The following is a 23,601-nucleotide window of genomic DNA, read 5'->3' as shown; positions in this document are numbered from 1 at the left end:
GATCTGTTACCCATGTCCTTGTACTGATGTGTCACCTATGAGTGTGAGTCGTACCTGGGCGCATTTCTTTGCCTACTTTCTTGCTGCGCCGCAAGAAAGTAGGTCGGCCGCCGGGCCGAGACCCGGCCTCGAAAAACCACCTTCCGGCAGGGTCCAAAAACGAACCCGCAACAAACCTACAACGGCTCCGGCGCCCGCCCCACCGTATCTGGGGCCAGGGCATGCATCTCCGAGAGCAACTGCACCAGCCCTCTAGCCGACGCCTGCACCATGGCTGCACCACGCTCGGCCGCAGCCCCGGCTGCATTGCCAACGGCGCCGCAAACGTTGTAATCCTCGATGGCCCAGCCCATCTTGGCGCTTCGCCCATTGCCCAGCAAGGCATGCCGCTGCGCCCTATCCTCCGAAGTGGAATGAAAGTCCCGCGCATGCTCCATGCGCACGGTCTCCGGCGCCAGGTGCAGCATCATCGATGTCTCCACCTCGCCGCCATGGATGCCGAAGCGGTGCTCATGCGCGCTGAACTGCGCATTGGCCGCATCATCCACCAGGCCGAACCAGCTGCTGCTGTAGACCAGCAGGCCGTGGCGCATGCGCAGCTCGCGCGCCACGATGTCCATCACGCTGACCTGGCCGCCATGGCCGTTGAGCAGCAGCAGCCGGCGCACGCCGGCCCGCGCCACGCAGGCGCCCAGTTCGGTCCACAGCGCGATCACCGTGGCGGGCGACAGCGTCAGCGTGCCGGCAAACGATTGGTGCTCCACGCTGAAGCCGATGTTCTGCGGAGGAAGAAAGAGCACGGGCAGGTCGGCCGGCAGCAGCGGCAGGGCCGCATCGATCACGCCCTGCAGCAGGCGGGCATCGACGGACAGCGGCAGGTGCGGCCCATGCTGCTCCACGGCGGCCACGGGCAGCACCGCCACGGTTTCCGCGGCAAGCCCCGCCTGGGCCAGCGCGAAATCGCGCGCCGATACTTCGGCCCACCAGCGCGATGGCCAGGTACCGAGGGACGTGTGTGGAGGCGGGGAGCTTGGCATGGCCATGATCTTAGCCCCCGCCCCGCGTCTCATTCGACCTTGAAGTTGGATTCCCTGACGATGCGCTTCCAGCGCTCGTTGTCGGATTCGATCAGCCGCGCGAACTCCTCGGGCGTGCCCCGGCGCGGCACATAGCTGTAGCTGCGCAGCTTGGCCAGCACGTCGGGCATCTGCATGACCTTGTCCATCTGCTGCGCGAGCTGGGCCACGATGTCGCGGGGAGTGCCCTTGGGCGCGAGCAGGCCCGACCAGGAGCTGAAGCCCATGCCGTCCACGCCGGCCTCCTTGATGGTGGGCACCTGGGGAAAGACTTCGGCGCGCTGGGGCAGCAGCACGGCAAGGGCCTTGACCTTGCCCGTGCGGATCATCTCCACCGAGGTGAAGGAGTCGAACGAGAAATCCACCTCGCCCGCCACCACGGCCTGCATCTGCGGCGCCGTGCCCTTGTACTGGGCGTTGACGATGCCCGGCGCGCCAATCACCTTCTTGAACTGCTCGGTGATCAGCGAAATCATGCTGCTGCCCGAGGACACGCTCAGCGGCTTGCCCTGTTTGGCCATGTCAACCAGCTCCTGCAGGCTGTTCACGGGCAGGTCCTTGCGCGCAATGAGGACGAAGCCCACGTCGCACAGATGGCTGATGGGCTCGAAGCTGGCCAGCGCCTCGTAGCTGGTCTTGTAGAGCACCGGGCTCAGGGTCTGCGCGCCCGCCGTGTTCATCAGCAGGGTGTAGCCGTCGGGCGTGGCGCGGGCGGCCAGTTCCGTGCCGATGACGCCGTTGGCACCGCCCTTGTTGTCCACCACGAAGGACTGGCCGGTCAGCTCCCCGAGCTTTTGCATGGCCAGCCGCGCCACCACGTCGGTGGTGCCACCGGCGGGAAAGGGCACGATCACGCGCACGGACTTGTCGGGATAGGCAGCGGCCGCGCGCGCGTGCTGCGGCAGCCCCCAGGCGGCGGCCGCTGCCGCGCCGGCGGCCAGGAATTGGCGGCGAGATGTCTCCTGCATGGCTTGTCTCCTTGTGTTGCTCTATCCCGGATGGGTGGCCGGCCCATGATGGGCAACGGACCTATCGCCTGTCCAATACCAAGCGCCTATGCAACGATATCTTTTGCCAATCGTCTTGCAACAACGCACAGAGGATTCCATGGCGCATGGCCGCTACCATCGCCGCCTGTAGCCAGGGGAACCAAAGATCCCGCCCCGGGCTCCCATAGTCCGCCATGCCACTCCAAACGCCTCCTCGCCACACCGCACCCCAGCGCCTCGCCTTCTGGCTTCTTGCCTTCCTTCTGGCCGCCTCCAGCCTGCTGGCCTTCCAGGCCGGCGCGCAGATCCGCCTGAAAACCGGCAGCGGGGCGGCAGCGACCGTGGACACGCCGCGCGTGCGCGCCGAACTCGTGGCCCAGGCGCCCGAAGGCGTACAGCCTGGCCAGACACTGTGGCTGGGCCTGCTGATCACCCACCAGCCCGAATGGCATACCTACTGGAAGAACGCCGGTGACTCCGGCCTGGCCACCGAGCTGAACTGGCAGCTGCCTGCGGGCCTGACGGCGGGCGAGATCCAGTGGCCCGTGCCCGAGGCGCTGCGCGTGGGCCCGCTGCTCAACTACGGCTATGAGGGCCAGGTGCTGCTGCCCGTGCCCGTGCAGGTGGCCCCCGACTTCAAGCCGCCCGCGTCCGGCATGCTGGACCTGCGCCTGCATGCGAACTGGCTGGTCTGCCGCGTGGAGTGCATTCCCGAGGAAGGCGATTTCCAGCTGCAGCTGCCCGTGCAGGGCAGCACGGCAGGCCAGGGTCAGGCCTTCACCCAGGCCTGGGCGCTCAAGCCCCAGGCACTGTCCGCGCCGGCCCAGGCCAAGGTGGTGCCGGCCAGCCAGCCAGCAGCAGAAGGCAGGACGCCCGACGAGCGCGTGCAGCTGCGCATCGAGGGGCTGCCTGAATCCCTGCAGGGCCGCACGCTGGACTTCTATCCCGAATCTTCCGACACCTTCCACCACGCGGCCGAACTGGGCAAGGACTGGCAGCAGCATTGGGACGGCACAGCCTGGGTGGCCGAACTGCCGCTGTCCGACATGCGCGGCGACACTCCGGCCAAGCTGCCCGTGGTCCTGGCCCTGCCGCCCGCCGAGCGCGCCGCAGCGCTGGAGCAGGGCCAGCCCGTGGCCTGGCGCGCCGAGGCCCCGGTCGAGGGCCGCTGGACGGCTGCCGCCATGGCCAGCGTCTCGCCCGCACTGGCTGCGGCCCTGGCTGCCAACCAGGCCGCTGCGCCTGCTGCCAGCGCCGCCAGCCTGTGGATGGCCTTGCTCGGTGGCCTGGTGGGTGGACTGATCCTCAACCTCATGCCCTGCGTCTTCCCGGTGCTGGCCATCAAGATCCTGGGCTTTGCACGCCATGGACAGGACCGCCGCGCCCAGCGCCTGGGCGGGCTGGCCTATACGGCGGGGGTGGTCCTGTCCTTCCTGGCCCTGGGCGGGCTGCTGCTGGCGCTGCGCGCGGCAGGCGAGCAGCTGGGCTGGGGGTTTCAGCTGCAGTCGCCGGCCATCGTGGCCCTGCTGGCAGCCCTGTTCACGCTGCTGGGCCTGAACCTGGCCGGCCTGTTCGAGTTCGGCTCCATGCTGCCCGGGCGTTGGGCTGCGGCGCATGCGCGCCACCCGGTGGCCGATGCCTTTCTGTCCGGCGTGCTGGCCGTGGCCATTGCCTCGCCCTGCACGGCGCCGTTCATGGGCGCCTCGCTGGGCTTTGCCATCGACATGCCGGCCCTGCAGGCGCTGACGGTGTTCGCCGCCCTGGGCCTGGGCATGGCCCTGCCCTATCTGCTGGCCAGCTTCGTTCCCGCCGTAGTGCGCTGGCTGCCACGCCCTGGCGCCTGGATGGACACTTTCCGCCGTGCCATGGCCTTTCCCATGTTCGCCACCGTGGTCTGGCTGGTCTGGGTGCTGGGGCACCAAAGCGGCATCGACGCCGCCACTGCGCTGCTGGCCCTGCTGCTGGCCTTCAGCGCCCTGGTCTGGACGCTGACGCTCAAGGGCCGCACGCGCGCCGTGCTGGCCACGCTGGCCGTGGTGCTGGGGGGCGCGCTGCTGGCCACCACCGCACCGCTGATCGCCACACCTGCCCAGGCGGAGGGCACGGGCATGGCGTCCGCTGCAGGCCAGCGCTGGCAGCCCTGGTCGGCCGCCCGCGTGGCCGAGCTGCAGGCGGCGGGCAAGCCCGTGTTCGTGGACTACACGGCCGCCTGGTGCGTGACCTGCCAGGTCAACAAGCGCACCACGCTCAACCATGAGGAGGTGCTAGCCGCCTTCGACAGGCACGGCGTGACCCTGCTGCGCGCCGACTGGACGCGGCGCGACCCGGCCATCACCGCCGCGCTGCAGCAACTGGGCCGCAGCGGCGTGCCCGTCTATGTGCTGCATGCGCCGGGCAAGCCGCCGGTGGTGCTCAGCGAACTGCTGTCCAAGGGCGAGGTGCTGGGGGCGCTGGCCGCGCTTTGACGGCACGACCTCCTGGGACAAACCCCGATTTTGGGTAGGTGCAAGACCTACATCTGTTGCAGTGCACGCCGTCCTAGACTGGATCCATCCGGGGAATACCGCAATCCGAACGCTAGGCGCCGCGGCTGCCGCCCGACTCCGGACCCGCCCGCGCGGCAACTGCCCGCCCTGCACGACACAGGAGGTGGGCCATGCATGCACTGATCACCCATTCGCACCCTTCGGGGGTGCACCATCGTTCACGCGGCAAGGGATTGCTGCTGGCGCTGGGACTGGCCAGCCTGGCTGTGGCGGGGATCGTCCTGCCCTTTGTGTGGGATCTGCTGGGCTTCGTCAACGGATTGCCCAAGATGGAGTGGCTGCAGTCCATCCTGGCGGTCTCGCCGGTGTTCAGCTGGCTGATGATGTTCGCCTGGGGCCTGGCCGTTCCCGTGGCGCTGATCTATGCGCTCTACCACCCGCAGACCCATCCCTGGGCCAACGCCGCCATGGTGGCGGGCGCCATGCTGGTGGCCATCACCTGGTACGTGCACATGCCGGCCGCATCGCAATGCACGGCCATGTATCCGCAGACCGGCATGGCCTGCTCGGTGCTGCAATGGGGCTTCAGCATGAGCCTGGGTGTGGCTACGGCGGCCTATGTGTTCCTGGTCTTCATGATTGCGCTGTCCTCGCTGGGGCTGCTGGCCGAATGCGTCTCGCGCAACGAACCGCCCAGGCCCTGAATCCGCAGGGTCTTGCGCAAGAGTCCCGGCCGCCGATTTTTTGCCGCCGGGCCGCCCCAAGGCAAAAAGCGGCCCCCTCGGGGGGCAGCGGACCTTGCGCAGCAAAGGGGGCGTGGGGGCTTCTTTTATAATGGCGGCTGGGTGTCCAGACCGCATGGGGCGGCAGGACAGGTGTTTTCAGCGCAGGTCGGGCCGCCTGCGCACCGGGGCCGCAAGGCCCCTTTGCTGCTTTGCACATGAACACCTACACGACCCCGCGGCCGTCCGGCCCGCGCACGCCCCTTTTCCTGTCTTTCGCCGATCGCGTCGGCGCGTTCCTGTCCCGCTGGTCCCATGCCGAGGCTGCGGGCGGCATCGTGCTGCTGCTGGCAGCGGCCGCCGCCCTGGTCTGGGCGAACTCCGGCTGGGCCGGCTCCTATGAGGCGCTGTGGCACACGCCGCTGAGCCTGGGCCTGGGCCCGTGGCAGCTGTCGCAATCCCTGCATTTCTGGGTCAATGATGCGCTGATGAGCGTGTTCTTTCTCGTGGTCGGCATGGAGATACGCCGCGAGATGCATTCCGGCGCACTGGCCCAGCCGCGCCAGGCGCTGCTACCCGTGATGGCCGCGCTGGGCGGCGTGGTGGCGCCGGCCCTGATCTTCCTGGCCTTCAACGCCGCGCCGCCGCTGCGCAATGGCTGGGCCGTGCCCACGGCCACCGACATCGCCTTTGCCATGGGCGTGCTGGCCCTGCTGGGCCGGGGCCTGCCGCCCGCGCTGCGCGTGTTCCTGCTGGCGCTGGCCATCATCGACGACCTGGTGGCCGTGCTCATCATTGCGCTGTTCTATTCGGGTGGGCTGCAATGGAGCCAGCTGCTGGTGGCCGCCGCCGGCCTGGCCGGCGTGTTCCTGCTGCAGTCGCTGGGCGTGCGCCGCGCCTGGGCCTATGTGCTGCCGGGCGCCGTGCTCTGGTGGGGCATCTGGCAGACCGGCGCCCATCCCACGCTGGCCGGCGTGGTGCTGGGCCTGGTGACGCCCGTGCATGCGCTGGCCGGCCGCGAAAGCGCCGCGCCCGTGGAGCGCGTGCAGGCGGACCTGCATCCCTGGGTGGCCTTTGGCGTGATGCCGTTGTTTGCGCTGGCCAATGCCGGCGTGCCGCTGCAGGGGGCTGGCACCGCTGGCATCGATGCGGCGGGCACCTCGGCCGTGATGTGGGGCGTGGCCCTGGCCCTGGTGCTGGGCAAGCCGCTGGGCGTGCTGCTCAGCTGCTGGCTGGCCGTGCGCCTGCGGCTGTGCGCGCTGCCGCCGGGCATGGGCTGGGGCGACACGCTGCTGGCAGGCCTGCTGGCAGGCATTGGCTTCACCATGGCCATCTTCATCGCCACGCTGGCCTTTGACAGCGAGGCCCTGCTCAATGCCGCCAAGCTGGGCGTGCTGTTGGCCTCGGCCACGGCCGCCGTGCTGGGGCTGGGCTGGGGGATGGTGCTGCGCCGGCGCCATGCTGCGGACGCGACAGCCCTGCCCGCCTGAGCGGCAGGCGCTGCGTACACTGCGGCGCATGAGCGATACAGCAACAGACTCCCGCCTGCGCGACATCCTCGTGCAGTGCCGCACCCTGGCCGTGGTCGGCCTGTCGCCGCAGCCCGAGCGGCCCAGCCACCAGGCCTCGCAGTACATGCAGCGCCACGGCTACCGCATCGTTCCCGTGAACCCCGTGGTGGCACGCGAAGGCGGAAGCATCCTGGGCGAGCCCGTCCATGCCAGCCTGGCCGACGCTGCGGCCGCGCTGGCCGCACAGGGCCTGCGCATCGACATGGTCGATTGCTTCCGAAAGAGCGAGGACATCCCGCCGCTGGCCGCCGAGGCCGTTGCCGTCGGCGCGCGCTGCCTGTGGCTGCAATTGGGCGTGGTCAACGACAAGGCCCTGGAACTGGCCCGCGCTGCGGGCCTGTGGACCGTGCAGGACCGCTGCGTGAAGATCGAGCACCAGCGCCTGCTGGCCGATGCCCCGCCCACCGCCCGGTAACTCAGGAATTGCCCATGAAAAAGGCCGCAACCCCGAAAAGGCTGCGGCCTGCAATTGGCGTGGACCAAGGCCCGGTCAGTCCGGTGCAGGTTACCTGCCTCCGTCCGGGTGTCTGCTTCAGCCCACATCCAGCATCATGCACGGTCTTTGTGACAGCCCTGTGATGCACATCACGGTCCGGCCCATTGCACAAGAAGCCGGCTCCGCCCTCTCTTTCCGAAAATTCCCAATTTCCCGAAAACGCCGGGACGGCCTCAGCCGCGCCGCGTGAACAGGCGCAGGTAGCGCGAAGGCAGGTCCTGCATGCGCATCATGATGGGCAGGTCGGCCGTGTTGAAGTCGCTGTCCCAGGCCGGCGCGCCCAGCACCTTGGCCCCCGTGCGCAGGTAGCCCTGGATCAGCGCAGGCGGCTCCACGCTCATGCCGCTGGTGCTGATGGATGCCAGCTCCTCGGGCAGGGCCACGCGGGGACGCACCTGCAGCTCGGGCTCGGCCAGATGGGTCTGGCGCAGTTGCTGCCAGACGCGCGCCGGGCCCTCGCCATGGGCCAGCCCCGGGTACTGCATGGGGATGCTGGCGCAGCCGACCATGGCGTCGAGCCGGTTGCGCTGCATGAATTCGGCCAGCGCGCCCCACAGCGCCAGGATCACGCCGCCCTGGCGGTGCGATGCGTGCACGCAGCTGCGGCCCAGCTCCACCATGCGCGGGCGCCAGGCGGCGAGCGGGCCCAGGTCGAATTCCTGGTCGGAGTACAGGCCCCCGGCGCGCAGCGCCTGGGTGGGAGTGAGCAGGCGGTAGGTGCCGATGACCACGCCCTTGTCGGCATCGCAGACCATGAGGTGCTCGCAGAAGTCGTCGAAGGCATCGATGTCGTGCCCGGCCAGCGGCGTCTGCAGCACGGCGCCCATCTCGGCGGCGAACACCGCGTGGCGCAGGCGCTGCACCTGGCGCACCTCGTCGAGATGGCGGGCCCAGCGCACATCCAGCCGCAGCGGTTTGTCCGCGGCCTGGGGTGGCTGGAGAAGCGCGGAAAGCGGGGGCTTGGCGACGTCGATCGCCGCGTTGCGAAGGGTGTCCAGAACGTCCATATGCCCGCCTTCCTCGTCATGTTGGACGCAGTCGGTGACCTGCCTGTGCCACTCGGTTTGCCTGCGTGCCGCCATTGTGGAAAGCCGCCATGAAAGTCCCGCGACGGTTGCGTTACAGCAACATGTCACACCGCACTGCAATGGTGCACTGCAGCAAATGCCTCTATGACAGGTGCTGCGCGCAAGTTGGTGCACGCCACCACAGGGTTGGCATGTCGTCAAAAATGAAACAAATTGTGCGTTAATGACAGGGCCGCATGCCCGGCCATTGCGGCTTGCGGAGTCCTCAGTCTTCCCTTGCCGCGCCATGCTCCAGACCCTTCGCTCCAAGATCCTTGCCATCAGCACAGCCACCGTGGTCGGCGCCCTTGCCATCACGGGGGCTGCCACGTACCACATCGTTCGCGGCAGCACTTTCCAGACCATTGAACAGGACCTGGACGCCATCACCGCCGGCAACACCATGGCCATCGACCAGTGGGTGGCCTCCAAGGCACGCGCCGTCAGCGCCGCCGCCGCCGTGATCGAGCACGGCGACCCGCAGGGCTTTGCCGCCCACATGGGCCAGGCCAGCGGCTTTCCCATCACCACGGTGGGCTGGGAAGACAAGACCTACAAGTCCACCACCAGCACTCCGCCCGACTACGACCCCACGGCCCGCCCCTGGTACAAGAGCGCCGTGCAGGCCGGCAAGCTGGCCCTGACCAAGCCCTATGGCGACTCCACCACGGGCGTGCCCTATGTGGCCTTCGTGGCGCCCATGCTGCGCGGCGGCGCGCTGCAGGGCGTGATCAGCGGCGCCGTGCCGCTGGAGGGCGTGCGCGAGGTGGTCTCCGCCATCCGCCCCACGCCCGGCAGCCTGGGCTTCGTGGTCAGCCGTGACGGCCAGGTGCTGGCGCATGCCGATGCCAAGCTGCTGCTCAAGCCCACGTCCGACATCTCCGAGCTGCTGACACCGGCCGCGCTGACCGCGCTGGCCAGCGCCACGGCGCCGCTGGAAGTGAACCTGGGCGGCAGCGCCAAGCTGCTCAAGGCCCGCCCGGTGCAAGGCACGGACTGGCTGCTGGTGGTCGCGCTGGACAAGGCCGAGGCCACGACCGGCCTGCAAAGCGTGCTCAAGACGCTGGCCATCGCCATCGTGCTGCTGGCCTGCCTGGCCACGGCCGTGGCGGCGGCGCTGACGGCCCAGTCCTTCCGACGCCTGTCCCAGGTGCGCGACGCCATGGACAAGATCGGCTCGGGCGGCGGCGACCTGACGCAGCGCCTGCCGGTGTCGGGCAATGACGAAGTGGCGCAGATCGCCTCGTCCTTCAACGGCTTCGTCGAGCAGATCGGCACCGTGCTCAAGGATGTGCGCAACGGCGTGGAGTCCATGAAGACCGCCACCGACGAGATCAAGCTGGGCAACCTGGACCTGTCCAACCGCACCGAATCCTCGGCCAGCAGCCTGCAGGAGACCTCGGCCTCGCTGTCGCAGCTGACGGCCAATGTGCGCCAGTCGGCCGAGGCGGCCGCCATGGCCACGCGCCTGGCCCAGTCGGCCAGCAGCTCGGCCACCAAGGGTGGCGACGTGGTGGGCAGCGCCGTGAGCACCATGGACGACATCTCCCGGGCCTCGTCCAAGATCGGCGAGATCATCGGCGTCATCGACGCCATCGCCTTCCAGACCAACATCCTGGCGCTCAATGCCGCCGTCGAGGCCGCCCGCGCCGGTGAGCAGGGCCGGGGCTTTGCCGTGGTGGCCTCGGAGGTGCGCAGCCTGGCCCACCGCAGCGCGGCGGCCGCCAAGGAGATCAAGACCCTGATCGACGCCTCCGGCGCCAGCGTGGCCATGGGCACGGAGCGCGTGCGCGCGGCCGGCCAGACCATGGGCGAGATCGTGGACGGCATCCAGCGCGTCTCCCAGATCATTGTCGAGATCAACGGCGCCATGACCGAGCAGAGCGTGGGCATCGGCCAGATCAACCAGGCCGTGGCCGACATGGACCGCGCCACGCAGCAGAACGCCGCGCTGGTGGAGGAGTCCACCGCCGCATCGTCCGTGCTCAACGAGCAGGCCCACCACCTGTCGCGCACGGTGGCCGGCTTCACGCTGGAAGGGCGTGCGCCTGCCCGGGATCAGCTGCTGCTCACCAACTGAGCCGCCGCAAGCGACGGGCTCAGGCCTGGGCCGGCGCTCCCAGGCGCTGGGACAGGCTGCGCGCCTGGGCCTGCAGCAGCCGGGCCGGCCGGCCCTGGGGGTCCAGGTCCAGCGTGGCCGAGGGGCCGATGGCGGCAATGGCCAGCACCAGCTGGCCAAAGCCGTCGAACACCGGCACGGCCAGCGCGCTCACGCCTGACAGCAGCTGGTTCTCGACCCGGCTCAGGCGGCTGGCGCGGATGGCGGCCAGCTCCTTTGCAAAGGCGGGCTCCTCCAGGCTGTGGCCTTCCGCGTCCAGCAGGGGCGCAATGCGCCCGGGCTCGCCAAAGGCCGCAAAGATCTTGCCCGTGGCCGTGTGGCGCAGCGATGCGGGCGTGCCGTGGCGCATGGCCACATAGACATGGGTGGGCCCCTCTTCCACGCGGATGATGGTCGGCCCCTGGCCGCTCCACATGGCAATCGACACCGTGCTGCCCACCTCCTGCGCCAGCGCGGGCAGCTCGGCAATCGCCAGGCGCACGGGATCGGCCTGCTGCAGGCTGATCAGCCCCATCTGTATGGCCAGCGGCCCCAGGCCGTAGTGGCCGCTGGCGCGGTCCTGCTCCATCAGGCCCAGTTTGCAAAAGCTCACCAGGTAGGGGTGGGCCTTGGCCGCCGTCATCTCGGCCTCGCGCGCCAGATCCTTGAGCGCCATGCGCCGGCCCGTGCGTGCCAGTGCCTTGAGCAACTGGCCGCCGACTTCCACGCTCTGGATGCCGCGCGGGCCGCGCGCGGGCTCGTCATCGCTGCTGTCAGGAAGGAAGACGGGGCTGTTCGGGGAAGAGGCGGCATCGGACATGGCAGGCATTGTGAAGGCTGGAACCCGGAGTTTGCGGCTCCGAGGGTTTTTCACTATGCCAAACGAATTGTTCAATGTTGAATTTTTCCCTAGCATTCAGGCATTCGATAAAAACAAATGCGTTTGTCCATTTCAAAAGCAGGATGCCCATGACCACCAAGACCTTTGCCTCCGCCGCCGACCTCGAAATCAAGCAGGTCAGCTTCGACAAGCTCTCCGAGCACGCCTACGCCTACACGGCCGAGGGCGACCCCAACACCGGCATCATCATTGGCGACGACGCCGTGATGGTGATCGACACCCAGGCCACGCCCGTCATGGCGCAGGACGTGATCCGCCGCATCCGCGAGATCACCGACAAGCCCATCAAGTACGTCACGCTGTCGCACTACCACGCGGTGCGCGTGCTGGGCGCCTCGGCCTTCTTCGCGGAAGGTGCCGAGCACATCATTGCCAGCCAGGACACCTATGACCTGATCGTGGAGCGCGGCGAGCAGGACAAGGCCAGCGAGATCGGCCGCTTTCCCCGCCTGTTCCAGAACGTGGAAAGCGTGCCCGACGGCATGACCTGGCCCACCCTGACCTTCACCGGCAAGATGACGCTGTGGCTGGGCAAGCTGGAAGTGCAGATCCTGCAGCTGGGCCGCGGCCACACCAAGGGCGACACCGTGGTCTGGCTGCCCCAGGACAAGGTGCTGTTCAGCGGCGACCTGGTGGAGTTCGGCGCCACGCCCTATGCGGGCGATGCCTACTTCCAGGACTGGCCTCACACGCTGGACGCCATTGCCGCCCTGCAGCCCGAAAAGCTGGTGCCAGGCCGGGGCGCCGCGCTGCAGACGCCGGCCGAGGTGCAGGCCGGCCTGGCCGGCACGCGCGACTTCATCAGCGACCTGTGGACCGAGGTCAAGGCCGGCGCCGACGCCCAGCAGGACCTGCGCAAGGTCTACGAGGCCGCCTTCGCCAAGCTGCAGCCCAAGTACGGCCAGTGGGTGATCTTCAACCACTGCATGCCCTTCGATGTGACCCGCGCCTACGACGAGGCCTCGGGCCATGCCGACCCGCGCATCTGGACCGCCGAGCGCGACCGCCAGATGTGGGAAGCGCTCGAAGGCTGAACCACGGCGGCGTGCCGGTCCTGAGCACCGGCACGCCTGCCCATCGCACCCGCCCGCGCACCGGCATTCCCTGATGCCGGCGGGGATGGCTGCGCCTTTTCTCTCTCATACGCCCACGCCAGAGGACGAACCCCATGTCCCACCCCGCCATCTCCCTGCAAGCGCTGCGCGGCAGCGGCGCAGACATACAGGCCATCCACATCCCCTACGAGCGCCATGCCGACCAGGACGCCGGTGCGGACACGCCCGCCCGGCATCCCGTGGTCATCGTCGGCGCCGGCCCCGTAGGCCTGTCGCTGGCCATCGACCTGGCCCAGCGCGGCCAGCGCGTGGTGCTGCTGGACAACGACTGCCGGCTGTCCACGGGCTCGCGCGCCATCTGCTTTTCCAAGCGCACGCTGGAGATCTGGGACCGCCTGGGCGTGGGCCAGGCGATGGTGGACAAGGGCGTGTCCTGGAACCTGGGCAAGGTCTTCTTCAAGGACCAGCCGCTGTACCGCTTCGACCTGCTGCCCGAGGACGGCCACGAGCGCCCGGCCTTCATCAACCTGCAGCAGTACTACGCCGAGGCCTACCTGGTCGAGCGAGCCCTGCAGCTGCCGCTGATCGACCTGCGCTGGCACAGCAAGGTCACGGCGCTCGAGCCGCAGGCCGAGGGCGCGCTGCTGACCGTGGAGACGCCCGACGGCAGCTACCGCATCGATGCGCAATGGGTCCTGGCCTGCGACGGCTCGCGCTCGCCGCTGCGCGGCCTGCTGGGCCAGGAAAGCCATGGCCGCATCTTCCGCGACCGCTTCCTGATCGCCGACGTGAAGATGCATGCCGAATTCCCCACCGAGCGCTGGTTCTGGTTCGACCCGCCCTTCCACCCGGGCCAGAGCGTGCTGCTGCACCGCCAGCCCGACGATGTCTGGCGCATCGACTTCCAGCTGGGCTGGGACGCCGATCCCGAGGAAGAGAAAAAGCCCGAGAACATCATTCCCCGCATCCGCGCCCTGCTGGGCAAGGACGCGCCCTTCGAGCTGGAATGGGCCAGCGTCTACACCTTCGCCTGTCTGCGCATGGACCGCTTCGTCCATGGCCGCGTGGTCTTCGCGGGCGACAGCGCCCACGGCGTCTCGCCGTTTGGCGCACGCGGCGCCAACAGTGGCGTGCAGGATGCCGAGAACCTGGCCTGGAAGCTGGACCGCGTGCTGCGCGGCCAGGCCGATGCCTCGCTGATCGCCACCTATGGCGCCGAGCGCGAATACGCGGCCGACGAGAACATCCGCAACTCCACGCGCGCCACCGACTTCATCACGCCCAAGAGCGAGATCAGCCGCCTGTTCCGCGACGCCGTGCTGGACCTGGCGCGCGACCATGAATTCGCGCGCCGCATCGTCAACAGCGGGCGGCTGTCCGTGCCGGCCACGCTGCATGGCTCGGCGCTCAACACGCCCGACACCGACACCTTCGACGGAACGCAGCTGCCCGGCGCCGTGCTGGCCGATGCGCCCATGCGCCGGCCCGGCGTGGACGGCACGGCCTGGCTGCTGCGCGCCCTGGGCCCGGACTTCACGCTGCTGCACTTCGGCCCCACGCCGGCCTGGGCGCAGGCGCTGCCCGGCGTGCTCAACCTGTCCATCGCGACAGAGGGCGAGGCCCATGCACCAGACGCCGACCTCATCGATGCGCGCGGCCTGGCGGCCAGACGCCTGGATGCGCGCCCCGGCACCAGCTACCTGCTGCGGCCCGACCAGCATGTCTGCGCGCGCTGGCGCCGCCCCGACGAGGCCGGCGTGCGCGCCGCTCTCCAAAGAGCCTGCGGCGCCGCCGCCACGGCCTGAACCTCTTACGCCCCATCCACAGGAGACCGCCATGCTGCTGTCCACCCACCCCAACCTGCAGGCCTGCGACGATTTCTACGAAGCCCTGATCGCCACCCACCAGGGGCTCGATACCGCGCAAAGCCATGCCCTCAATGCCCGCCTCGTGCTGCTGCTGGCCAACCACATCGGCCACCAGGGCACCTTGCTGCATGCGCTCGAACTGGCCCGCGCCAGCGCAGGACTTGCGCCTGCCGGCGCGGACCCGGCCGAGCGCGGCGCCGTGACACCGGTCGCCCCGGTGCACGCGGCCGCCTGAAGCCGCGCGCCGCCGCCCGTGCGGCGGCCTGCCATCCCCACAAAGGCGCCCGCCTCACACCTTGGACATCTCACAAGGGCGCCGCATACAACATGGAGACAAGGATGCAACGCAAGCAGTTTCTGGCCGCACTGGCCTGCTCGGGCCTGGCCCTGGCCGCAGGGCCTGCCGCCCTGGCACAGGACAAGCCCCTGGAATGGGTCGTGGGCTATGCGGCCGGCGGCGGCTCGGACGTGGTCGCCCGCGTCATCGCCGAAGCCATGGGCCGCAACATGGAGCGGGTCATCGTCATCAATAACAAGCCCGGCGCAGGCACCAACATCGCGGCCGAGTACAGCGCCCGCTCGCGCGACCACGGCAACCTCATGTTCACGGCCGACTTCGCCACGCTGGCGGCCAACCCCTTCCTGTTCAGCAAGCTCAACTACAACGCCGAGCGCGACTTCAAGCCCGTGGGCATGCTGGTGCGCTTTCCCATGCTGCTGGTGGTCAACAACGATGTGCCCGCCACCAACCTCTCCGAATTCCTGGCCTGGGCCAAACAGCAAAAGACCGGCGTGAGCTGGGGCTCGGCCGGACTGGGCAGCCCCCACCATCTGGTGGGCGAACTGTTCCGCGAACAGGCGGGCATCAGCAACATGACCCATGTGCCCTACCGTGGCGCCGCCCCGGCCGTGCAGGACGTGGTCGGCGGCCAGATTCCCGCCATGTGGGCCGACAGCGCCACCATCATTCCCTTCCTGAGCGAGAAAAAGCTCAAGGCCATCGGCGTGGCCAGCCCTGCGCGCGTGGACGTGCTGCCCCAGGTCGCCACGCTGCAGGAGCAGGGTCTGAAAGGTTTCGAGGGCTATGCCTGGCAGGGCATCGTCGTGCCCACGGGCAGCTCGGCCGAGGTGGTCAAGAAGTTCAGCCAGTCGCTGCAGCAGGCCCTGGCCGACACCCGCACCAAGGCACGCCTGGCCGCCATGGGCGTGGAGCCCATGCCCGGCAGCGCCGAGCAGATGGGCCAGTTCGTGCGCGCCGAGCGCGGCAAGTGGGGCCGGGTGATCGCGACCAACAACATCAAGCTGGACTGAGCGAGCCCTCGCCGCCCCGAGCGGCGATGACTCCATGAAAGTGCCCGACCTCAGCAGGCCCTTGCGCCGATGGTCGGCACTTCCAGCAAATCCAGGGGACAGATGCCGCCTTGCTGGGAATTCCCGTGCGCTCCAGGCAAGACATCCACAGTGGCAAAGCCCCGTTCAGCAAATCCACCACACCTCCCAGACGGCTCTACCTGGCAAGCCTTTACCTTTCCAAGCTTGCGGGCGCAGGACCGCCCGGCCCGCCCCTGGTTCCCAAGCCTTCGGATCACCAGCGCATGGCGTTCATGGTCATAGGCAGCGGTCCTCTACCTGGATCTCAGGTCGAATGGCGTCTCCGGTGCGCCTTTGGGAACCGCAACCTGTTTCGGTCTTGCCATGGATTGACAGATGTGCCTAGGGTTCAGCCCATGGACCATTTCCAAATTAGACGGCCGAGCGCATACACCAGCGCGTGGCATTGACGACTTGCACAACTCGCCCTCTCGCCCAGGCTCCGGAAATCCGTCCCCATCAGATAACGGGCGACAACCCTCCTTTTCACACACCTCCCTGTCAACCAGGGCGTGCATTTGCCTACCTGTGGCGGTGCTCTTGCCAAGGCAGCGTTCATAAGCCACTCACGGATTTATCCGAGCAAATCCTGTGAAATATCAGAATATTCTTATAGGCTGCGTCCTCATTTTCAGATTCAGCCGTATTCCATACATACCCCAAAAAACTTCCAATACACCTTGCCCAGAAAATAACAGAGAAAAATTAAAACACCCTTCTCACTTCAAATTCTGCGTTTTCTTAGAATTTTTCAAGAGCAATTCGGGATTGCAAAGTATAAATCGCAAGGGAAAATCATCTCAAAAGCCCAATCTCTGGAAAAATCTCCCGGCATGGCAAGGAAATTTCAGGCAGCGTATTGCGATGACAAACGAGCTATCAAATCGCGTGGAACAGAATCATTGCTCCGGCCAATGTGCATGCAAACCTTCAACAAAGAAATTGGTAGATATGTCTTCGAACAATAATATGATCATATTAGTGGCAGTCTTGATCACCACTGCCTCGGCAATAGGCTTATATGTCTACCTAGATACCAACTCATCGGAGCCCATCAATCCGCAGACGGGTATGCTGGCAAGCGAACACAGGGCTCCATCCTCAACAGCGCAAGGCACTGCATCGATCAGCATGAAGGAACTTCTCGAAAAAAAGAAACAAGCAGTTTTCAGCTACTCCAGGGAGGGAAATTTCCCTGACACTCGTGCTCGTCTGAAAAATTCCTTCGACGATAAAACCCTGACCGCAAACGAGTACTACGGCGAATTGGCCCATATGCTTTCAATCTCGGCGGATGCCCCTGCAAGTATCATCAAGGAAATTCTGGAATCAGGAAATAAATATGGCCGTGATGTACTGCTGGGCAATCTAGGCAGCAACCTTGAACTGCCCAACAGCATCTCCGCTGCCGAGAGGAATGCCATTTTCGACATGGTAAACGGCGCCAAACCGGAATTGGGTGGTGGCATCCATGAACTGGGATTTTCAGATGTCTTCAGATATGAGGATTGGCTGAAATCCCTCAAGGCGTATGCTCCTGACGAAGCGATTTTTCATAAAACGCTTGAAAATCTCATTCAGACAAGGATGGCTGACCCCAGGGAAATGCTGGCGCTGCAGTCCGCATTTCGGGACGAAAAATTCTTGAACCACATAGACCCCATCGCCCGCGAAAGATACTTGTTTTATATTTCGGGATACATCAAAGACTATCCAGGCAACAGCGTCGCCCAAAGCATCAACAAGGCAAGGCAGGATTATCTGGATGAGATGAAGCGCTGATGCTGGCGGTGGATTGACTTGGATGACTTGGCGGCATGCCTGCATGTCACGACCACAACCACAGTCACCAGAACCAGACAACAGCGCTCACTCCACTCACTTATGCGGCCGCCGCCTCCGCACTGCGCCCCATCCCCAGATAGGTATCGATGATGCGCCGGTCGTGCAGCAGCTCCCTGGCCGCGCCGCTGAGGGCCACGGCGCCCATCTCCAGCACGTAGGCACGGTCGGCCACCTTGAGGGCGGCGCGCGCGTTCTGCTCGACCAGCAGCACCGAGACGCCGTGGTCGCGCAGGCCGGCCACGACCTGCAGCACCTCGCGCACGATCAGCGGCGCCAGGCCCAGCGAGGGCTCGTCCAGCAGCAGCAGGCGCGGGCGCGCCATCAGCGCGCGGCCGATGGCCAGCATCTGGCGCTCGCCGCCCGACAGGGTGGAGGCCATCTGCGGGCGCCGCTCCCTCAGGCGCGGGAAGATGGCAAAGACCTCGTCCATGCGCTGCGCCTGGTCGCGCAGGCCCCGGCGCCAGCGCGAGAAGCCGCCCAGCAGCAGGTTGTCCTCCACCGACATCTCGCCGAACAGCTCGCGCTTTTCGGGCACCAGGGCGACGCCGTTGGCCACCATGACCTCGACGCCGGGGCGTGCGATGCGCTTGCCGTCCAGATGGATCTCGCCGCGCGAGGGCAGCAGGCCCATGGCGGCCGACAGCAGCGTGGTCTTGCCCGCGCCGTTGGGGCCGATGACGGTGACGATCTCGCCGCTGCGCACATCCAGATCCACCTGGTGCACGGCCTCCACGGGACCGTAGGACACGCTCAGGCCCTTGAGCTGCAAAAGGGTGTCGGTCATGCCGTCTCTCCGGTTGCCTCGTCGTCGTCGCCGCCGCCCAGGTAGGCATCCAGCACGCGCTGGTTGACCTGGATCTGGGCCGGCGTGCCTTCGGCGATCACGGTGCCGAACTCCAGCACCGTGATGCGGTCCGCAAGATTCATGACGAACTCCATGTCGTGCTCCACGACGAGAATGCCCAGCCCCTCGGCGCGCAGCTGGCGCAGCAGGTCGGCCAGGGCCTGTTTTTCCAGGTGGCGCAGGCCGGCGGCCGGCTCGTCCAGCAGCAGGGCCGCAGGCTGTCCGGCCAGGGCGCGGGCGATCTCCACGATGCGCTGCTGGCCCAGGGCCAGCGAGGCGGCCGGCACATCGGCGAAGGCGCCCAGGCCGCAGCGCTCGATCTGGCGGCGCGCCTCGGCCAGTACCGAGGCCTCCTCGGCCCGGTCCAGGCGCAGCATGGAGGCCAGCCAGCCCCGGTGCGCACGCCGGTGCGCGCCCACGGCCACGTTCTCCAGCACGCTGCGCTGGCCCAGCAGGCGCACATGCTGGAAGGTGCGGCCCAGGCCCAGGGCGGCAAAGCGGCGCGAGGGCGCATCGTTCATGGCCTGGTCCATGAAGCGCACCTGGCCCTCGGTGGGCGAGTCCACGCCCGAGATCATGTTGAAGAAAGTGCTCTTGCCCGCGCCGTTGGGGCCGATCAGCGCATGCACCTCGCCGGCCCTGAGCGTCATGGCCACATCGTTGTTGGCCACCAGGCCGCCAAAGCGCTTGGTCACATGCTCGGCCGCCAGCAGCACCTGGCCCGCCGCGGGCAGCGCGCGCTGCGCCAGCGGCGCAGCGTCCGCCAGCTTGAGATCAGACACGGGTCGGCGCACCCAGCGCGCCGTGAGCGCCTGCAGCGTGGGCCACAGACCTTCTGCAAAGCGCTGCAGCACCAGCACCATCAGCAGGCCGAAGACGATGACCTCGAAGTTGCCGCTGGTGCCCAGCAGGGCCGGCAATATGTCCTGCAGCTTTTGCTTGATCAGCGTGATCAGCGTGGCGCCCAGCACCGCGCCCCACAGGTGGCCGGCGCCGCCGACCACGGCCATGAACAGGTATTCGATGCCCACGTTGAGGTTGAAGGGCGCCGGGCTCACGAAGCGCTGCATGTGGGCGTAGAGCCAGCCCGACAGCGTGGCCAGCAGGGCCGCCAGCACGAAGAGCTTGACGCGGTAGTGCGCCGTGTCGATGCCCATGGACTCGGCCATGACGCGGCCGCCGCGCAGCGCGCGGATGGCCCGACCCTCGCGCGAGTCCAGCAGGTTGTGCAGCAGCCACAGCGCCACCAGCAGCACGGCCCAGATCACCACGCCCATGGCGCGCGGCGAGGCCAGCGAGACGCCGCCGATCACCAGCGGCGCAATGCCCGTGATGCCGGTCTGCCCGCCCAGGAACTCCATGTTGCCGAACAGGTAGTACAGGCTCAGCCCCCAGGCGATGGTGCACAGCGGCAGGTAGTGGCCCTGCAGCTTGACCGTGACCGCGCCCAGCAGCCAGGCCACGACGAAGGTGATGAGCAGGCCCAGCGCCAGGCCCACCCAGGGCAGGCCCGCCGCGCCCACCAGCCCGCCCAGCGCGGCCACCGAGGCCGGCGCCGTGCAGACCCAGGCCGTGGCATAGGCGCCGATGCCCACGAAGGCCGCCTGGCCGAACGAGGTCATGCCGCCCACGCCGGTCAGCATCACCAGGCCTGCCGCCACCATGGCGAACAGGCCGATGTAGCTGAGGATGACGACGGTGAAATCGGGCAGGAAGCCCCAGGACGCGGCCAGCAGCGCAATGGCGGCCACCGTGAGCACGCGCGTGCTGATGCCGCCCGAGGCGGCCTTGGCAGGCGCCGCGGCCTGCGAGGAAACGGGGGCGCTCATTCTTCTTCCTCCACATGGTGGCTATTGCGCGATCGCCACCACAGCACCGGGATGATCAGCGTGAACACCAGCACCTCCTTGTAGGCACTGGCCCAGAACGACGAGAAGGCCTCCAGCAGCCCGACCAGCAGCGCGCCGGCCAGGGCCAGCGGGTAGCTGGCCAGCCCGCCCACGATGGCGGCCACGAAGCCCTTGAGGCCGATCAGAAAGCCGGTGTCGTAGTACACCGTGGTCAGCGGCGCGATCAGCAGGCCCGAGATGGCGCCGATCAGCGCGGCCAGCGCAAAGCTCACGTCGCCGGCCATGGCCGTGGGAATGCCCATGAGGCGTGCACCCACGCGGTTGATGGCCGTGGCGCGCAGCGCCTTGCCGATCATGGAGCGCTCGAAGAACACGAACAGCAGGGCCACCAGCACCAGGGTCACGCCCACCACCACCAGGGACTGGCCCGAGATCGTGATGTCGCCCAGGCGCAGCTGCGCCTCGGAAAACGCGGGGGTGCGCGAGCCTTCGGCACCGAAGAACAGCAGCCCCAGGCCGACCAGCACGCCGTGCATGGCCACCGAGACGATGAGCAGAATCAGCACCGAGGCATGGGCCAGCGGCCGGTAGGCCAGGCGGTACAGCAGCGGCCCCATGGGCGTGATCAGCACCAGGGTGGCCAGCGCCTGCAGCATCAGCGAGGACGGGCGCAGCCCCCAGGCCAGGGCCACGGCAATGGCCGGCAGCGCCAGGCACCACAGGAAGGTGGCGGGCCAGCTCACCTGGCTGCCCGCGCGCCAGCGCAGCAGGTCCACCACCAGCACGGCGGCGGCCAGGGCCAGCAGCAGCCACAGCGTGGTGGGCACGCGTCCGGCCTGCATCATGGCCAGGGTGAGCGCGCCGAAGGCGACGAACTCCCCCTGCGGGATGAAGATGATGCGGGTGACCGAGAACACCAGCACCAGGGCCAGCGCCATCAGGCCGTAGACGGCGCCGTTGACGATGCCGTCCTGCCCCAGCAGCAGGGCGATTTGCAGATCCATGATCGACTTTCGAGCAGACGCGGCCAAGCGCCACAGCGGCCGCCACCAGGCGCGGCAGCCGCTGCGGCCTCAGACCTGCAGGTTCAGGGCTGGTACTTCCAGGTACCGTTCTCGATCTTGACCATGACGGCCGCGCGCTGGTCCAGGCCCAGGTGGTCGGTGGGCGTCATGTTGAAGATGCCGTGGGCGCCGGCCACGTCCTTGGTCTGCTCCAGCGCATCGCGCAGGGCGGCGCGGAACTCGGCCGTGCCGGGCTGGGCCTTCTTGAGCGCGGCGGGAATCGCCGCTTCGAGCACGCGGCCCGCATCCCAGGAATGCGCGCCAAAGGTCGAAGCCGTGCCCTTGCCGTTGGCGGCCTCGTAGGCCTCCACATAGGAGACGGCGGACTTCTTGACCGGGTTGCTGTCGGGCAGCTGGTGGGCCACCAGCACGGGGCCGGCGGGCAGCAGCGTGCCTTCCACATCCTTGCCGCCCACGCGCAGGAAGTCGGCATTGGCCACGCCGTGGGTCTGGTAGATCTTGCCCTGGTAGCCGCGCTCCTTGAGCGACTTCTGCGGCAGCGCGGCCGGCGTGCCCGAGCCGGCGATCAGCACCGCATCGGGCTTGGCCGCCATGAGCTTGAGCGTCTGGCCCGTGACCGAGGTATCGCTGCGCGAATAGGCCTCGGTGGCGGTGAGCTTGAGGCCCTTGGCCTCGGCCACCTTGCGGAATTCCTGCAGCCAGCTTTCTCCATAGGCGTCGTTGAAGCCGATGTAGCCCACGGTCTTGATGCCGGCCTTGGCCATGTGCTCGCCGATGGCGGCGGCCATCATGGCGTCGTGCTGGGGCGTCTTGAAGACCCAGAACTTCTTGGCATCCACGGGCTCGACGATCTTGGCCGAGGCGGCCAGCGTAATCATGGGCGTCTTGGCCTCGGAGACCACGTCCACCATGGCCAGGGAGTTGGGCGTGATGCTGGAGCCCAGGATCACGTCGACCTTGCTCTCGCTGATCAGCTTGCGCGTGTTGGCCACGGCCGCCGTGGTGTCGGAGGCGTCGTCCAGGATGATGTAGTTGACCTTCTGGCCCGCCACCGTGCGCGGCATCAGCGCCACCGTGTTCTTCTCGGGAATGCCCAGGGAGGCCGCCGGTCCGGTGGCCGAGACCACCACGCCCACGTTGATGTCGGCCAGGGCCGAGCCCCAGACCGTGGCCAGGGTTGCGGCCAGCAGGCCCAGTTTTGTCATGCGCTTCATGTCTGTCTCCTTTGTGTTGGATGGGGCGCGGTGCCGTCAGGCGCCACAATTTACCGTGGTAACTATTTTTTTGCCAGCGGTTTGATGCACGGGTTTGCCTGGGGTCTGCACGGCAGGCAAGCCTCCGAGGAACAGGTCGGCCACCACAGGGGCCATGGCCTCGTGGTCCAGCGTTCCGTCGGGCCGCAGCCAGGTGAACATCCAGTTCATCATCCCGAACAGCAGCATGGCCAGCGCCTTGGACAGGCCCGCGCCGTCGGCGTCCGGCCGCAGCTGGGCCACCGCCTGGGCAAAGGCCTCGACCACGGCGCGCTCCTTGCCCACCACGCGCTGGCGGTCCTCGTCCTGCAGGAAGCGCACGTCCTCGGTCAGCACGCGGTGGGCATGCCGGGCATGGGCGTACTCCTGCACGAAGCGTTCGATCAGCATGCGCAGCCGTGGCTCGGGCGGCAGGCCCATGGCCTGCACCTCGTCCACCAGGGCCTGCAGCCGCGTCATGTGGCCGTCGGTGATGTCCACCAGCAGCGCGTACTTGTCGCGGAAGTAGTGGTAGATGGTGGGCTTGGACAGGCCGCAGGCCTGGGCCACCTCGTTCATCGAAGTGCCGGGGTAGCCGCTGCGCGCGAACAGCGCGGCGGCATGGCCCAGGATCAGTTCGCGCTGGTCGTCGTATCCGGAAGATCGGCCTCGGGCCATGGGACTCCTGTGCGCGCTCAGCGGCTGCGGTGGTCGATCACGCGGCGGGCCTTGCCCACCAGGGTGCGCTCTATGGAATCGGGCCGCAGCACCTCGACCTCGGCGCTCACGCCGACCAGGGTCTTGATGCGCTGCTGCAGCCACAGGGCCAGCGCCTCGGTGTCGCCCTGCGTGCCCGGCTGCATCTCGCAGCGCACGGCCAGCCGGTCCAGATTGCCCTCGCGCGTGACCACCAGCTGGTACTGGCCCGACAGCTGGGCGTTCTGCAGCACGATCTCCTCGATCTGCGTGGGAAACAGGTTCACGCCGCGGATGATGAGCATGTCGTCGCTGCGCCCCACGATCTTGCCCATGCGCCGGAAGCTGCGCGAGGTCGGCGCCAGCAGCCGCGTCAGGTCCCGCGTGCGGTAGCGAATGATGGGCATGG

Annotated in this window: 20 protein-coding genes; 10 read left to right on the top strand and 10 right to left on the bottom strand. The window is 67.7% G+C overall.

Translation table 11 applies throughout. The annotated features are described in order from the left end of the window. Nucleotides 1-176: 176 nt before the first annotated feature. Together AC5I49_RS24645 and AC5I49_RS24640 are read right to left on the bottom strand one after the other, a co-directional pair. Nucleotides 177-1,037 carry a creatininase family protein gene (locus tag AC5I49_RS24645; RefSeq protein WP_343740677.1) on the bottom strand — a complete coding sequence of 287 codons (861 nt, stop codon included), beginning with the start codon at nucleotides 1,035-1,037 and terminating at the stop codon, nucleotides 177-179. Nucleotides 1,038-1,066: 29 nt separating this feature from the next. Beyond that, nucleotides 1,067-2,044 (bottom strand): Bug family tripartite tricarboxylate transporter substrate binding protein, encoded by a 978-nt coding sequence (locus AC5I49_RS24640; RefSeq protein ID WP_016449278.1) that lies wholly within the window; start codon nucleotides 2,042-2,044, stop codon nucleotides 1,067-1,069. Between the two features lie 215 nt (nucleotides 2,045-2,259). Here AC5I49_RS24640 and AC5I49_RS24635 point away from each other — a divergent pair, with 215 nt between their 5' ends. The 4 genes from AC5I49_RS24635 (at nucleotide 2,260) to AC5I49_RS24620 (ending at nucleotide 7,259) form a co-directional block, all read left to right on the top strand. Next, nucleotides 2,260-4,530, top strand: coding sequence for a protein-disulfide reductase DsbD family protein (locus AC5I49_RS24635; protein WP_495790038.1), 2,271 nt, complete (start codon nucleotides 2,260-2,262; stop codon nucleotides 4,528-4,530). A 191-nt stretch (nucleotides 4,531-4,721) separates the two neighbouring features. Further along, complete coding sequence (locus tag AC5I49_RS24630; protein WP_016449276.1) at nucleotides 4,722-5,255, top strand: hypothetical protein; 534 nt, start codon at nucleotides 4,722-4,724, stop codon at nucleotides 5,253-5,255. Nucleotides 5,256-5,491: 236 nt separating this feature from the next. Beyond that, entirely contained in the window at nucleotides 5,492-6,763 is a 1,272-nt protein-coding gene (nhaA, locus tag AC5I49_RS24625) for a Na+/H+ antiporter NhaA (RefSeq protein ID WP_495790037.1), read from the top strand. A 28-nt stretch (nucleotides 6,764-6,791) separates the two neighbouring features. Further along, nucleotides 6,792-7,259, top strand: coding sequence for a CoA-binding protein (locus AC5I49_RS24620; RefSeq protein WP_016454716.1), 468 nt, complete (start codon nucleotides 6,792-6,794; stop codon nucleotides 7,257-7,259). 254 nt (nucleotides 7,260-7,513) lie between these two features. On the opposite strand, the gene AC5I49_RS24615 is transcribed toward AC5I49_RS24620, so the two are convergent. Further along, nucleotides 7,514-8,347: a GNAT family N-acetyltransferase gene (locus AC5I49_RS24615; RefSeq protein ID WP_034368458.1), complete on the bottom strand. Its 834-nt coding sequence runs from the start codon at nucleotides 8,345-8,347 to the stop codon at nucleotides 7,514-7,516. 307 nt (nucleotides 8,348-8,654) lie between these two features. Between AC5I49_RS24615 and AC5I49_RS24610 the strand changes: the two genes are divergently transcribed. Continuing rightward, a complete protein-coding gene (locus tag AC5I49_RS24610) occupies nucleotides 8,655-10,487 on the top strand; it encodes a methyl-accepting chemotaxis protein (RefSeq protein WP_043790849.1) in 1,833 nt (610 codons plus the stop codon). A gap of 19 nt (nucleotides 10,488-10,506) precedes the next feature. Here the strand turns inward: AC5I49_RS24610 and AC5I49_RS24605 are convergent, their stop codons facing one another. Further along, nucleotides 10,507-11,325: an IclR family transcriptional regulator gene (locus tag AC5I49_RS24605; RefSeq protein WP_016449271.1), complete on the bottom strand. Its 819-nt coding sequence runs from the start codon at nucleotides 11,323-11,325 to the stop codon at nucleotides 10,507-10,509. Between the two features lie 149 nt (nucleotides 11,326-11,474). Here AC5I49_RS24605 and AC5I49_RS24600 point away from each other — a divergent pair, with 149 nt between their 5' ends. From AC5I49_RS24600 to AC5I49_RS24580, 5 genes are all read left to right on the top strand, one after another. Further along, complete coding sequence (locus tag AC5I49_RS24600) at nucleotides 11,475-12,440, top strand: MBL fold metallo-hydrolase (protein WP_043790848.1); 966 nt, start codon at nucleotides 11,475-11,477, stop codon at nucleotides 12,438-12,440. 134 nt (nucleotides 12,441-12,574) lie between these two features. Further along, the gene (locus AC5I49_RS24595; RefSeq protein ID WP_034368449.1) at nucleotides 12,575-14,266 is read left to right on the top strand and encodes an FAD-dependent oxidoreductase; all 1,692 of its coding nucleotides are present in this window, start codon (nucleotides 12,575-12,577) and stop codon (nucleotides 14,264-14,266) included. 31 nt (nucleotides 14,267-14,297) lie between these two features. Beyond that, entirely contained in the window at nucleotides 14,298-14,564 is a 267-nt protein-coding gene (locus tag AC5I49_RS24590; RefSeq protein ID WP_013800326.1) for a DUF2783 domain-containing protein, read from the top strand. A gap of 104 nt (nucleotides 14,565-14,668) precedes the next feature. Beyond that, nucleotides 14,669-15,640, top strand: coding sequence for a Bug family tripartite tricarboxylate transporter substrate binding protein (locus AC5I49_RS24585; protein ID WP_495790036.1), 972 nt, complete (start codon nucleotides 14,669-14,671; stop codon nucleotides 15,638-15,640). A 651-nt stretch (nucleotides 15,641-16,291) separates the two neighbouring features. Further along, nucleotides 16,292-17,482: a hypothetical protein gene (locus tag AC5I49_RS24580; RefSeq protein ID WP_495790035.1), complete on the top strand. Its 1,191-nt coding sequence runs from the start codon at nucleotides 16,292-16,294 to the stop codon at nucleotides 17,480-17,482. A gap of 100 nt (nucleotides 17,483-17,582) precedes the next feature. Here the strand turns inward: AC5I49_RS24580 and AC5I49_RS24575 are convergent, their stop codons facing one another. From AC5I49_RS24575 to AC5I49_RS24550, 6 genes are all read right to left on the bottom strand, one after another. After that, nucleotides 17,583-18,329, bottom strand: a complete 747-nt coding sequence (locus AC5I49_RS24575; protein ID WP_495790034.1) for an ABC transporter ATP-binding protein — start codon at nucleotides 18,327-18,329, stop codon at nucleotides 17,583-17,585. Further along, the gene (locus tag AC5I49_RS24570; protein ID WP_017406074.1) at nucleotides 18,326-20,218 is read right to left on the bottom strand and encodes a branched-chain amino acid ABC transporter ATP-binding protein/permease; all 1,893 of its coding nucleotides are present in this window, start codon (nucleotides 20,216-20,218) and stop codon (nucleotides 18,326-18,328) included. Before AC5I49_RS24570 ends, AC5I49_RS24575 begins: the two co-directional genes overlap by 4 nt. Then, nucleotides 20,215-21,243, bottom strand: coding sequence for a branched-chain amino acid ABC transporter permease (locus tag AC5I49_RS24565; protein ID WP_495790033.1), 1,029 nt, complete (start codon nucleotides 21,241-21,243; stop codon nucleotides 20,215-20,217). The genes AC5I49_RS24570 and AC5I49_RS24565 overlap by 4 nt, the downstream gene beginning before the upstream one ends. A gap of 83 nt (nucleotides 21,244-21,326) precedes the next feature. Further along, a complete protein-coding gene (locus AC5I49_RS24560; RefSeq protein ID WP_016454722.1) occupies nucleotides 21,327-22,478 on the bottom strand; it encodes an ABC transporter substrate-binding protein in 1,152 nt (383 codons plus the stop codon). Nucleotides 22,479-22,514: 36 nt separating this feature from the next. After that, entirely contained in the window at nucleotides 22,515-23,174 is a 660-nt protein-coding gene (locus AC5I49_RS24555; protein WP_016449263.1) for a TetR/AcrR family transcriptional regulator, read from the bottom strand. Nucleotides 23,175-23,191: 17 nt separating this feature from the next. Beyond that, nucleotides 23,192-23,601 (bottom strand): phenylacetate--CoA ligase family protein (locus AC5I49_RS24550; protein WP_495790032.1); only part of this gene is annotated, 410 nt, incomplete at its 5' end.

This window comes from Delftia sp. (assembly GCF_059499305.1).
This window is presented reverse-complemented; position numbering and strand designations above follow the sequence as displayed.

What these genes read in the sequence shown, in the direction of transcription:
- AC5I49_RS24645 (WP_343740677.1), bottom strand. Translation starts at nt 1,037, where the DNA reads ATGCCAAGCTCCCCGCCTCCACACACGTCCCTCGGTACCTGGCCATCG.
- AC5I49_RS24640 (WP_016449278.1), bottom strand. Translation starts at nt 2,044, where the DNA reads ATGCAGGAGACATCTCGCCGCCAATTCCTGGCCGCCGGCGCGGCAGCG.
- AC5I49_RS24635 (WP_495790038.1), top strand. Translation starts at nt 2,260, where the DNA reads ATGCCACTCCAAACGCCTCCTCGCCACACCGCACCCCAGCGCCTCGCC.
- AC5I49_RS24630 (WP_016449276.1), top strand. Translation starts at nt 4,722, where the DNA reads ATGCATGCACTGATCACCCATTCGCACCCTTCGGGGGTGCACCATCGT.
- nhaA (WP_495790037.1), top strand. Translation starts at nt 5,492, where the DNA reads ATGAACACCTACACGACCCCGCGGCCGTCCGGCCCGCGCACGCCCCTT.
- AC5I49_RS24620 (WP_016454716.1), top strand. Translation starts at nt 6,792, where the DNA reads ATGAGCGATACAGCAACAGACTCCCGCCTGCGCGACATCCTCGTGCAG.
- AC5I49_RS24615 (WP_034368458.1), bottom strand. Translation starts at nt 8,347, where the DNA reads ATGGACGTTCTGGACACCCTTCGCAACGCGGCGATCGACGTCGCCAAG.
- AC5I49_RS24610 (WP_043790849.1), top strand. Translation starts at nt 8,655, where the DNA reads ATGCTCCAGACCCTTCGCTCCAAGATCCTTGCCATCAGCACAGCCACC.
- AC5I49_RS24605 (WP_016449271.1), bottom strand. Translation starts at nt 11,325, where the DNA reads ATGTCCGATGCCGCCTCTTCCCCGAACAGCCCCGTCTTCCTTCCTGAC.
- AC5I49_RS24600 (WP_043790848.1), top strand. Translation starts at nt 11,475, where the DNA reads ATGACCACCAAGACCTTTGCCTCCGCCGCCGACCTCGAAATCAAGCAG.
- AC5I49_RS24595 (WP_034368449.1), top strand. Translation starts at nt 12,575, where the DNA reads ATGTCCCACCCCGCCATCTCCCTGCAAGCGCTGCGCGGCAGCGGCGCA.
- AC5I49_RS24590 (WP_013800326.1), top strand. Translation starts at nt 14,298, where the DNA reads ATGCTGCTGTCCACCCACCCCAACCTGCAGGCCTGCGACGATTTCTAC.
- AC5I49_RS24585 (WP_495790036.1), top strand. Translation starts at nt 14,669, where the DNA reads ATGCAACGCAAGCAGTTTCTGGCCGCACTGGCCTGCTCGGGCCTGGCC.
- AC5I49_RS24575 (WP_495790034.1), bottom strand. Translation starts at nt 18,329, where the DNA reads ATGACCGACACCCTTTTGCAGCTCAAGGGCCTGAGCGTGTCCTACGGT.
- AC5I49_RS24570 (WP_017406074.1), bottom strand. Translation starts at nt 20,218, where the DNA reads ATGAGCGCCCCCGTTTCCTCGCAGGCCGCGGCGCCTGCCAAGGCCGCC.
- AC5I49_RS24565 (WP_495790033.1), bottom strand. Translation starts at nt 21,243, where the DNA reads ATGGATCTGCAAATCGCCCTGCTGCTGGGGCAGGACGGCATCGTCAAC.
- AC5I49_RS24560 (WP_016454722.1), bottom strand. Translation starts at nt 22,478, where the DNA reads ATGAAGCGCATGACAAAACTGGGCCTGCTGGCCGCAACCCTGGCCACG.
- AC5I49_RS24555 (WP_016449263.1), bottom strand. Translation starts at nt 23,174, where the DNA reads ATGGCCCGAGGCCGATCTTCCGGATACGACGACCAGCGCGAACTGATC.